This window comes from Miniphocaeibacter massiliensis, assembly GCF_900232905.1.
GTDB lineage: Bacteria > Bacillota > Clostridia > Tissierellales > Peptoniphilaceae > Miniphocaeibacter > Miniphocaeibacter massiliensis.
Window position 1 is genome coordinate 35,378 of sequence record NZ_OCTQ01000007.1, and the last position, 11,834, is coordinate 47,211.

General features: G+C 28.6%; 10 protein-coding genes and 1 pseudogene. 8 read left to right on the top strand and 3 right to left on the bottom strand.

The window, feature by feature from the left end; genetic code table 11:
• Nucleotides 1-232 precede the first annotated feature (232 nt).
• The 3 genes from CS899_RS10325 to CS899_RS10335 all read left to right on the top strand — a co-directional run bounded on the left by CS899_RS10325 (nucleotide 233) and on the right by CS899_RS10335 (nucleotide 3,730).
• Nucleotides 233-1,282, top strand: coding sequence for a DNA polymerase IV (locus CS899_RS10325; RefSeq protein WP_100066121.1), 1,050 nt, complete (start codon nucleotides 233-235; stop codon nucleotides 1,280-1,282).
• A gap of 147 nt (nucleotides 1,283-1,429) precedes the next feature.
• Complete coding sequence (locus tag CS899_RS10330; protein ID WP_100066122.1) at nucleotides 1,430-2,812, top strand: NCS2 family permease; 1,383 nt, start codon at nucleotides 1,430-1,432, stop codon at nucleotides 2,810-2,812.
• Nucleotides 2,813-2,971: 159 nt separating this feature from the next.
• Nucleotides 2,972-3,730, top strand: coding sequence for a copper homeostasis protein CutC (locus CS899_RS10335; RefSeq protein WP_207204787.1), 759 nt, complete (start codon nucleotides 2,972-2,974; stop codon nucleotides 3,728-3,730).
• A 57-nt stretch (nucleotides 3,731-3,787) separates the two neighbouring features.
• Here CS899_RS10335 and abc-f read toward each other — a convergent pair whose 3' ends face one another.
• On the bottom strand, nucleotides 3,788-5,275 hold the full coding sequence (gene abc-f / locus CS899_RS10340) for a ribosomal protection-like ABC-F family protein (RefSeq protein ID WP_100066123.1): 1,488 nt from the start codon (nucleotides 5,273-5,275) through the stop codon (nucleotides 3,788-3,790).
• A 521-nt stretch (nucleotides 5,276-5,796) separates the two neighbouring features.
• Here abc-f and CS899_RS11100 point away from each other — a divergent pair.
• The 5 genes and pseudogenes from CS899_RS11100 to CS899_RS10365 form a co-directional block, all read left to right on the top strand.
• Nucleotides 5,797-6,195: pseudogene (locus CS899_RS11100) on the top strand (M81 family metallopeptidase); the annotation flags it as partial.
• A gap of 5 nt (nucleotides 6,196-6,200) precedes the next feature.
• Nucleotides 6,201-6,797, top strand: coding sequence for an MlrC C-terminal domain-containing protein (locus CS899_RS11105; protein ID WP_100066125.1), 597 nt, complete (start codon nucleotides 6,201-6,203; stop codon nucleotides 6,795-6,797).
• A gap of 11 nt (nucleotides 6,798-6,808) precedes the next feature.
• Nucleotides 6,809-7,081, top strand: a complete 273-nt coding sequence (locus tag CS899_RS11110; RefSeq protein ID WP_100066126.1) for an MlrC C-terminal domain-containing protein — start codon at nucleotides 6,809-6,811, stop codon at nucleotides 7,079-7,081.
• A gap of 199 nt (nucleotides 7,082-7,280) precedes the next feature.
• Nucleotides 7,281-8,765: a M81 family metallopeptidase gene (locus CS899_RS10360; RefSeq protein ID WP_100066127.1), complete on the top strand. Its 1,485-nt coding sequence runs from the start codon at nucleotides 7,281-7,283 to the stop codon at nucleotides 8,763-8,765.
• 139 nt (nucleotides 8,766-8,904) lie between these two features.
• Nucleotides 8,905-9,480 (top strand): TetR/AcrR family transcriptional regulator, encoded by a 576-nt coding sequence (locus CS899_RS10365; RefSeq protein WP_100066128.1) that lies wholly within the window; start codon nucleotides 8,905-8,907, stop codon nucleotides 9,478-9,480.
• 37 nt (nucleotides 9,481-9,517) lie between these two features.
• On the opposite strand, the gene CS899_RS10370 is transcribed toward CS899_RS10365, so the two are convergent.
• Together CS899_RS10370 and CS899_RS10375 are read right to left on the bottom strand one after the other, a co-directional pair.
• Nucleotides 9,518-10,423, bottom strand: coding sequence for a YitT family protein (locus tag CS899_RS10370; RefSeq protein WP_100066129.1), 906 nt, complete (start codon nucleotides 10,421-10,423; stop codon nucleotides 9,518-9,520).
• A gap of 148 nt (nucleotides 10,424-10,571) precedes the next feature.
• Nucleotides 10,572-11,834 (bottom strand): cell wall-binding repeat-containing protein (locus tag CS899_RS10375; protein WP_129582305.1); only part of this gene is annotated, 1,263 nt, incomplete at its 5' end.

Consider the following 11,834-nt stretch of genomic DNA (forward strand, 5'->3'; position numbering starts at 1 on the left):
TTATTATATTTTATAGATACACTTGAATTATTTCTATTATTTTTACAAACTTCGCAACCTTCTGAATAATCCCCTATTGAATATTCTTCTCCACAACTTATGCATATGCACTACTTATATTTTGATTTATCATAATATGCTCCTAATTTGTTAATATAGAATATTATACCATATTCAGAACGTATGTTTGCTAAATGTTAATTTACTGATATAATTATATTAGGTGAATTTTATGAAAGATGATTTGAATTTTTTACATATAGACTTAGATGCTTTTTTTGCTTCTGTTGAGGAATTAGATAACCCTTCCTTAAAGGGAAAACCTATGATTGTTGGTGGAAGAAGTCAAAGAGGCATTATTACAACTGCTAATTATGAAGCTCGTAAATTTGGGTTACATTCTGCTATGCCTATTTTTAAAGCAACCAAGCTATGTCCTCAAGTTATAATAGTCTCTCCTAGGCACAATAAATATTCCGAGATGAGCAAAAAAGTATTTTCAATAATTTCTAAATATTCAAATAATATAGAAAAAATGTCTATCGACGAAGGTGCTATAGATATCAGCCATATAAATTGTGAACCTATATCTTTAATAAAAAAAATTCAAAATGATGTTTACAAGAATACTGGTCTAACAGTTTCCATTGGTGTAAGTTATAATAAGTTTCTTGCAAAAATGGCTTCTGATTGGAATAAGCCAAATGGATATAAAATAATAACTAAAGATATGTTGCCAGAAATATTATTGGAACTTCCCATTGAAAAAATTGCAGGAATTGGTAAGAAGTCTGCCTCTAAGCTTAATACTATGGGTATTTATAAAGTTAAACAGTTGATGGATTTAAACCAAGATATTCTCCAGTATCATTTTGGCAAATTCGGTTTAATTATTTACGATAGGATTAGAGGAATAGATCATAGTGTAATCTCAAATTCTAGAGAAAGAAAAAGTATTGGAATAGAAAGAACATTTCCTAAAGATTTAGATTCCAAAATAGAAATTATAGATAAATTAGAAGAATTTTCATTGGAGCTTGCCAAAGATTTAAAAAAAAGAAATTTACTAGGTAGAACTATATCTATTAAATTAAAATTTGATGACTTTAAAACAATCACTAGAAATTTTAGCCTAGAACAACCTAGGAGGGATTTTGAAGAAATATTTAGCAAATCAAAATTTTTATTAGATAATGTTGACTTAAAAAAACCAATTCGGCTTTTAGGTGTTACTATGTCAAATTTACAAGATGATAATATATCACAATTATATTTTCTTTAAATTACTATGAATGCTTATTAAGTTTTAATAATATGTAATATAAATAATATCTTATATTTACTATTGATAATTTGCGTCTAAATATTGTAGCATATATAATAAATATAGGGAAGATACTACTTTAGTACTTTTTGAAAGGAGAATATTATGGAAAAACTTAATAATTTTTTTAAACTTAACGAAAGAAAAACCAGCGTTCGTACAGAGGTAATTGCGGGACTAACTACTTTTGTAACAATGGCGTACATATTACCAGTAAATATGAATATTCTTTCAGCCGCAGGATTAGATAGTGGAGCGGTATTCATGGCTACTGCTATTTCAGCAGTTATAGGTACTATGCTAATGGGACTATTTGCAGGCTTACCTTTTGCACAAGCTCCTGGAATGGGATTGAATGCATTTTTTGCATACACTGTCGTACTAACTATGGGATATGATCCTTCATTTGCACTAGCCGCAGTTTTAGTTGAAGGACTAATTTTTATTCTTTTAAGCGTAACAAACATAAGATCTCAATTAATGGAATCTATACCTAAACAGTTACGTTTATCTATTTCCGCGGGTATTGGATTATTTATAATGTTTATAGGTTTCCAAAATGCAAAAATTATAATCGGGGATCCTGCTACGCTAGTAGCTGTAAATCCAAATCTAACAGAAGCTGCAATAGCCTTGTCTATAATAGGAATAATAATAACTATTGTTTTGTGGGTTAAACAGGTGAAAGGAGCTTTGCTCATAGGTATTTTTGCAACATGGATACTTGGAATGATAGCTCAACTAGCTGGATGGTATCAAATCAACGTAGATTCAGGATTGTTTTCTTTATTCCCTTCAGGTGTGCTAAGCCTTCCACCTAGTATATCTCCTACTATTGGACTATGTTTTTCTGGTATAAAAACTGCTTTTTCAAGCCCTGGAAATATAATTCAATTCTTGATGGTAGTATTGACATTCTTATATGTTGATATATTTGATACCTTAGGAACTTTTGCTGGTGTTGCTACAAAAGCTAAACTAATAGATGAAAATGGAAATTTCCCAGGTTCTAAGAGAGCTTTTACATCCGATGCCATTGCAACTACTTGTGGTGCTATTTTAGGAACTTCAACTGTAACTACTTTTGTAGAATCAGCTTCTGGTGTAGAAGAAGGAGGTCGTACTGGTCTTACTGCAGTTACTACAGCAATATTATTTTTGCTAGCTATACCATTTTTCCCTATTATAAAGGCTATTCCAGGATTCGCTACAGCTCCAGCTTTAATAATGGTGGGAATTATGATGTGTGAGCCTATGAAAGAATTCCAATGGGACAAAGCCGATGTAATAATTCCTGGCGTTTTCTCTATTATCTTTATGGTAGTAGGTTACTCTATTTCAGCAGGTATTATGTGGGGAATTATGTCATACTTACTCGTAAAAACAATACAAGGCAGAGCTAAAGACCCTGGTATCATATTATGGGTATTAGGAGTATTATTCGTTATTAAATTATTTATTTTCCCTATTATAGAAACATATCTTTAATATAGTATATTCTTACTAAATTCAAAATAGATGAATAAGACATTAATTAGTTTTATTCATCTATTTTGTTTTTAACTAAGATTATATAATTAGAAGTATAAGTTAATTATTATGATATAGTGTTATTAAAAATTTGAGATATTGGAGTTTAAATTATATATGAACGAGAAAATTATAGAAATATGCTGTGGAAGTTATGAAGATGCTTACATTGCAAAAAAATCTGGTGCTGATCAAATTGAGTTGAATAGTGCTTTATTTTTAGGTGGGTTAACTCCATCTTACGGAACTACTAAATTAGTTCTTGATAATTTAAACATACCTACATTTGTTATGATTAGACCCAGACCTGGTGGTTTTTTATATAATAATTTTGAATATGAAAGTATAGTTAAAGATACTGAGCTTTTTCTTGATTTAAATATCGAAGGAATTGTTTTTGGTTTTCTTTCTAAAGATAATGAAATAGACTTGGATAAAACAAAAACTTTGGTGAATTTAATTCATTCAAAAGGAAAATTAGCAGTATTTCACAGAGCTTTTGATCAAGTTAACAACCCCATTAAATCTATTGAAGAATTAATATCTCTATCAGTAGATAGAATACTTACAAGCGGTCAAAAAAATAATGCATTAGATGGTATTGGGCTTTTAAATGAACTTCAAGAAAATTATAGTAATAAAATTGAGTTAATTGTAGGTAGTGGCGTAAATTCTGAGAATGTAAAAACTATATATGGAAAAACAAGTATAAGTAAATTTCACAGCACCTGCAAGGCTTGGCGAAAAGACCCTACTACAATAGCTAAAATAAGTTATTCTTATGCTGATAACGAACATAAGGACATGTATGATATAACCGATTTTGAAACAGCAAAAAATTTTGTTAAAACTATAAACAGCATAGTAAAAATCTAAATTTCTACTATGCTGTTTATTATATAAATGTTAAGAGTCTTTACAATATAATATATTTTATTTGCTTTTAATTATTTCTATATCTCTAGAACCTATATTTTCGATAAACTCTTCATCGTGTTCAACTAAGATCATAGTTGGTTTAAAGCATTTTATCATATGTTCTATTTGAAGTCTTGTAATAATGTCTAAATAATTAAGAGGTTCATCCCAAATATAAATATTTGCTTCTTCACAAAAACTTTTTGCTATAAGGACTTTCTTTTTTTGCCCACTACTGTAAGAAGCCATATCTTTGTCAAATTGATCCCTAGAAAAACCCATCTTCCTAAGTAATGTTAAAAATTTCGTTTTATCTATTTTGGAATCGTATATAAAATCTTCTATATTTCCTTTTAACCATTCAAAGTCTTGAGACAAATAAGATATTTTTAAATCACTTGCTAACTGTAATAATCCTTGTTTACCAATATTTGAATCTATAATCGATTTTAAAAAGCTACTTTTTCCAGCTCCATTTTCTCCTATTATAGTGACTATATCCTTATTTTTAACAGTAAAATTTATAGGTTTAAACACCTGGTATTGACCATAAAACACAGAATAATTCTCAGCTGTTATTAAGTATTTACTATGATGAGGAACAGACTCAAGTGATAAATCGTCTTCAAATTCAATATTGGTAAGTAAATCTTTTTTATCTCCTAAAACTTTATTATACCTCTTTTCTAAAGTTTTAGACTTTTTCATCATCTTTGCTGCTTTATGCCCTATATAGCCTTTGTCTGCCTTTAGCCCAGATATTTTTTTATTTTTAGTAGATTCTATCTTATCTGACCAAGTAGATTTTTCTCTTGAAGATTTTTCTAATCTTGTAATTTCTTTCTTCAATTTTTCATTTTTATTTCTATTGAATTCATCTTCTAGTATTTTATTCTGGCTCCATGTTTCATAATTTCCTTTTTGTAATACTATTTTTTTCTTTTCAATGGTTAGAATATGATCTATTGTTTCATTTAAAAATCTTCTATCATGTGAAATTAATATAAATCCATTTTTACTATTTAAATATTTTGCTAAAACACGTCTACCTTCTATATCAAGACTGTTAGTAGGTTCATCAATTAATAAAAATTCTCCTTCTTTAACAAACATTGAGGCTATTAACACCTTAGTTCTTTCTCCACCACTCAATGTATCAAATGGTCTGTATATAACATCTAGATTAACATTTAATAAATTTAATTCTTTTTCTAACCTCCATAACTCATAATCTCCTTTAATTTCTTCCACTACATCTATAGTCAAATAGTCTTCATTCTTTACTTCATATGGAAAATATTCAAAATTTAATTTACTAGTTATCTTTCCATCATACTCTAATCTTCCTCTTAAAATATCTAAAAATGTTGTTTTCCCATAACCATTTCTACCTATTAATCCTAATTTCCAACTTCCATCTAATTGTAAACTCAAATTATCAAATATAGGATCACTATCTCCACTGTAACTAAAATTCAAATTTTTTATATCTATTATTGACATTAATACTCCTTTCTATATTATTAGTTAATAATTTAGATTCTTCATTTTATCACCTCCTAAATAAAAAAAGACAAGGAATCATCCTTGTCTAATGTAATAGTAAAATATAAAGAGATTTCCTGCTAATTGGCACAACAAAAAAACATGTTGCCAGTTATTAAAATTTTAGCAAGAAATAATTAACATGCCTTCACCTCTTATTTAATATCTACATATTATCATAATAATTTAAATGCATCAATAATTACTAATTTGCAAACTACTTCCTCCAATAAAACTAGACAATTTTACCTTATTGTAACTTATATAAAATGAATCCAAAAATCTATACCTTTAAAATAATATTTCTGAATGTTAAAGTTACATTATACATAAAGGAGGAATTTAAAATGAATATTTTAGTTGGACATTTCGGACATGAAGCAAATAATTTTTGCACAAAGGATGTTACATATAATGAATTTATTGAATTTATATACTCAACAGGAGAAGATAGTTTATGACCATATAAAGAAGTTTCCCATTATTTTGGCGGAGTTATTAAAGCTACCGAAGAAGATGGTGTAAATTTAATTCCTACATTAGATTTAATTAATCCTATTGGTACTATGGAAAAAGAAGCTTTAGATAAAATAGTTGATGAAATACTAAGTTTAATAGAGCCTCATAAAAGCAATATTGATGGAGTTTTATTTTACTTACACGGTGCTGGACGTGCTAGAGATGTTGAAGATATTGAAAGCTATACCTTAGAAAAAATCAGAAGTATTTTACCTAATGATATACCTATAGTTTCAACTTTAGACCTTCACGCAAACGTTTCTAATGAAATGCTTGAGTTGTCAGATGGTCTTTTTGGTGGTTACGAATATCCTCATATAGATTTTTTTGATACTGGATACTTATCTATAAAACTTTAGTGCAAATGATTAATAAAAAAGTAAAATCAGTTATGGCTCTTAAAAACTTACCTATACTTTTACCACTATCTGGTGGTTTTACCCTTAGAGAGCCTATTATAACTTTAAATAATCACATTAAAAATTATATAAAAGAAAATAATTTAATAGACGCTACTTTCTTTCACGGTTTCCCTTATGCCGATACTTCTTATGGAAGTTCAAGTATTTTAGTATTAACAGACAATGATAAAGAATTAGCTGAATATGTTTGGGAATATAGAAAACATTTCTTACCTGAAATAATATCTGCAAAAGATGCTATGGACCAAGCAGAAGAATATACCGGAGATGGATATGTGTTAATAAGTGAAGTATCTGACAACCCTGGATGTGGTGCTCCTTGTGATGCTACACATTTACTAAGAGAAATATTAGATAGAAATTTACCTAAAACAATATTTAGTTTTATTTATGATAAAGAAGTTGTAGAATTTCTTCATAATCACAAAATTGGAGATGTTGTTAGCTTCACCTTAGGTGATAAAATAGAAAAAATTCATGGTGAACCTATAGAAATAAAAGACGCTCTTATTCAAACCTATCAAATTGAGAATATATAGATACCGCTCCTATGACAAAAGGTACTCTATCTACAATAAAAAATTCTGCAAAAGTAAAAGTTGGAAATGTTGAAATAATAATAGCCTCTCAAAGAGCTCAAACTTTAGATGACAGACCATTCCTTGTTACTGGAGCAGATGTAGAACAATACAAATACGTAGGTATAAAATCATCTAATCATTATAGAAGTTATTTTCAAGATAAAGTAGGTTTAATCATTCCTTGTGACATTCTTGGTATTATGAGTGGTGACTATCTATTTCTGAATTCAAGCATGCTATAATGCCAAAATATCCTTTAGATGTGAATACTGAATTCAAATAAAAGACAAGAATTTTTCTTGTCTTTTTTATTACTTTATTACTAATAACTTTACAATTTAAAAAAATGTAATCTTTATATTTCCATTTAATTAATATGCAACTTCAATATATATTATGCTACATGATATATTTTAATTATTAAACTAAAGGAGTGATTTAATGAATATTTTAGTAGGTCAATTTGGTCATGAAGCAAATAATTTTTGTACTAAAGACGTTACATATGAAGAGTTTATCTCTTTAAACTATTTTACTGGAGAAGATAGCTTATGGAGATACAAAAATGTCGAACATTTATTTGGTGGAATTATTAAAGCAGCTGAAGAACATGGTGACATTAACTTAATTCCTACAATGGATTTAATGAATCCTATAGGCAGAATGGAAAAAGAAGCCTTAGATAAAATTGTTGATAATATAATTTCTATGATAGAGCCTCATAAGAATGACTTAGATGGAGTTTTATTCTGCCTACATGGCGCTGGTAGGGCTGTTGGTGTCGAAGATATAGAAAGCTATACATTAGAAAAAATTAAAGCTATTTTACCTGATAATATCCCTATTATGTCTGCTTTAGATTTACATGCAAATGTTTCAAAAGAAATGGTTGAATTATCAGATGGATTATTTGGTGGCTATGAATATCCCCACATAGATTTCTTTAATACAGGTTATTTAGCTATGAAAACACTTATTAGCTCAATAGAAAATAGAGTAATACCTAAAATGTCTTTAAAAGCTATACCTTTGCTTTTACCACTATCTGGTGGATTTACACTAAGAGAACCTATTACTACATTAAACAACTATATTAAAAATTATATAAAAGAAAACAACTTAATAGACGCTACGTTCTTCCATGGCTTTCCTTACGCTGACACTTCTTATGCTAGTTCTACAATTTTAGTAATGACTAATAATGATCAAGAGCTAGCTGATAAATCTGCTCAAGAATTAGCTGAACATGTTTGGGAATATAGAGAATATTTTATACCAGAAATAATTTCCGCAAAAAAAGCTATGGATCAAGCAGAAGAATATTCTGGAGATGGATATGTATTAATAAGTGAAGTTTCTGACAATCCTGGAGGTGGTGCTCCTGGTGATGGGACTCATCTTCTTAAAGAAATGTTAGATAGAAATTTACCTAAAACAATCTTTGGTTTTATTTATGATAAAGATGTTGCTGAGTTTTTACATAACCATAGAGTAGGAGATAAAGTTACTTTTTCTTTAGGTGGAAAATGCGAAAAAATTCATGGTAATCCCATTGAAATTGTCAATGCTAAAATTAAAAATCTATCAAATGGCGAATATATAGCAACTGCTCCTATGATTAAAGGAGCAAAATTGAGCTTTGGCAAATCTGCTAGAGTTAAAGTTAAAAATGTAGAAATAATAATCACCTCTCAAAGAACTCAAACGCTTGATGATAGACCATTCCTAGTCACGGGAGCAGATGTAGCACAATATAAATATGTTGGTATAAAATCTTCTAATCATTATAGAAGTTTTTTCCAAGATAAAGCTGGACTTATAATCCCTTGTGATACACCTGGTGTTATGACTGGTGATTTGTCAGTTTTAGATTTTAAATATGTTAAAATGCCAAAATACCCTTTAGATTTAAATACCAAATTATAAAAACTCTGATAAATATCAGAGTTTTTATAATTTACATAATAATTTATCATATTTTTATAGCTTTCATCTAATAGAATACTCCAATACTATGAGGTATAATTATAGTAACTATTTTATATCATAATATAAGGAGTTATTTATGGATAAAAAATCAAATTCTAAAACAACTTTTGCTAATTCTTTTAAAGAACTAATGAAAACTAAACCAATATCAAAAATTACAGTATCTGACATTGTGAATTTCAGTAATTTGTCTAGACAGACATTTTATAGGTATTTTAATGATATAGACGACTTAATTTATTATATACATTATAAAAATATTTCACCTGTATATAAATTATCTAAAAGTTTGGATGATAATAGGATAATTTTTAAACTTTATTTAGACTTAATGCTGGAGAATAAAAAATTTTATCAGCAAATAATTTCTATTGATGGACATTCTTCCTTTACAAAATTATTTTATTTGAAAACTAAAGAAAATTTATACACATACATGTTTGGTGAATATAAAGACAAAATAGAAGAAGATCCAGAGCTTCTATTTGCTATGAATTTTTATACTTATGGTTTTACTATAACTCTATTAGAATGGTTGAAAAACAATAATTCAGTTACAACCGAATCCCTAACTAAATCCTTAATAGTAAATATGCCTGGAAAATTAAAAAAATTTATTCCTCCTATATATCAGACTTTAGATGATAATTGATTTATTAAAAAACAAGGATTTTAAAATCCCTGTTTTTTTAAATCTCTGCTGTTATAAATCCTTTACCTTTTACCTCATATGCATCTGAAATAGACATAAATGCGCTTGGATCAATTTCTGCAGTAATTTTCTTTAATAATGCTATTTGTCTAGTACTTACTACTGTATAAATTACTTTTTGATGTCTTTCTGTATAAGCTCCCTCTCCATTAAAAAAAGTTACTCCTCTATGAATCCTTTTTATTATCGCTTTAGATATTTTGTCACTTTCTTTTGAAATAATGAATACTTGTTTCTTTTCACCTAATCCCATCTGTATTTTATCTAATAAATTATAACCAACAACCATTGCTATTATAGTATATAGGCCTTTATCTAGTCCAAATATATAAGCAGCAAACAACACTATAACCATATTCATAGCAAGTAATCCATTTCCTATGTTTATATTAAATTTATTTTTAAATATCGCTGCTAAAATATCTAATCCTCCTTGACATGTGCCATGTCGGAAAAGAATACCCATACCTATGCCATTTACAGCTCCTCCAACAACAGCTACCAAAAATGGATCTTCTAGTATAAACGGATTTTTAATATAATCTAATATTACTAGGTAAAATGACATAACAAAGGCTGATATCATAGCATATGTGGTAAATATTTTACTTAAGAAAATATACCCTAAAAATACCAACGGAATATTTAAAATCAATATAGTAACTCCTGTAGGAATATCGAATAAAAACTTTAATAATAAACCTACTCCTCCAATACCTCCACTAAGTAATTCTTTTTGCTGAAAAAAGAAGCTCATTGCAAAGGAACATATCAAATCTCCTATTAATATCGAGCCTATTTTTAACTTTATATCATGTTTATTTCCAAAATATTTAGAAATTTTGGATAGATTAAAAGAATTTTCACTTATAGTATTATTCATTTTTGCTCCTCAAAATAAATTTAACTGTCCCTGAATATAACAATATTCATAAATTATATTGATAATTTACTTTCAATTTCATTAGTATTTTAACATATATGGATAAACAAAAAAAGATAGAATCTTTGTAGATTCTATCTTTTTTAAATTACTTATTCAAATATCCATTCACTGAATCTGGTATTGCATTTTGTTTTACTAATACTATTGGATATCCTTTATGAGCTGCTAATGGTGCTCCTACTACTGCATCTGCAAAATTTTCTCCACTTGCTATTACTATATTCTTTGCATCTAAGTTTAAGGCTCTTGCCACAGCTACAGAAGTTCCATATCTGTCTGCTCCCATAAATCTTTTTACAGTTATTCCTTTAGCTGTTAATTTTTTCTCTGCAGCTTTGGAAACCGCTACTTCTCCACCACCTATTTTTACATCTTTAACTTTCCATTCATTTACTAATTTTTCTGTATTAGAGTTTAATTTAGCTGGTTCTGTTAATAAAATAGGTATCTTTCTATCTACTGCATAACTAGTCATAGATATTGCATCTGGGAAGTTTGTTCCATTTACTAGTGCAACTTCACTTATTGTTCCTACTTCTTTTTGTATCTCTTTAGCTATTTTAACTGCTGTTGAATATCTATCTGCTCCCACAATTCTTCTAACACTACCTAATTTGCTTAGTCTGCTTTGTACTCCATTTGAGATTACTGCATCTCCACCAATTATGATTATGTTTTTAGCTCCCAATCTTTCTATTTCAGTTATAGTTTTTTGTGCTATACTACCTTTTTCTGTTAATAATATTGGCGCGTCAATTATGTTAGCATATACTGTTGCTGTTAATTCATCACTAAATTGTTGTCCACTAGCTATTACTACTGTTTTAGCTCCAGTTTTATACATTTCTTTACTAGCTGCTATTGCTGTTCCATATCTGTCTGCTCCAAATACTCTTCTAACTGTATCATATTTAGTTAATTTCCCTTGGACTTTATTAGATATTGCTGCTGTTCCACCCATTAATATAGCTTCATTTCCTTTAGATGGATTTACAACTATATTATTGATGTTGTCTATTGCAGTATCTTTTGCTTCTTCAACTTCTTCTTCTGTTGTTGAGTTATCTACTGCTTCTTTTCCTTTTTCTCTTTCTTCTTCGACTTTTTCTATAGCCTTTTCTTTTTCTTCGTCAGATACATCTGTTCTATCTGTTATTTCTTTTTTCTTCTCTTCTGCGGCTTCGTCGATTTCTTCTTTCGCTTTGTCTTTTGCTTCTTGTAACTCTTCTTCTATTGTCTTTGGAGTTACTTTGTTTATTTCTTCTATTGCTGTATCTTTTGCAGTTGTTACTTCTTCTTCTGTTGTTGAGTTATCTACTGCTGTGTGACCTTTTTCTCTTTCTTCTTC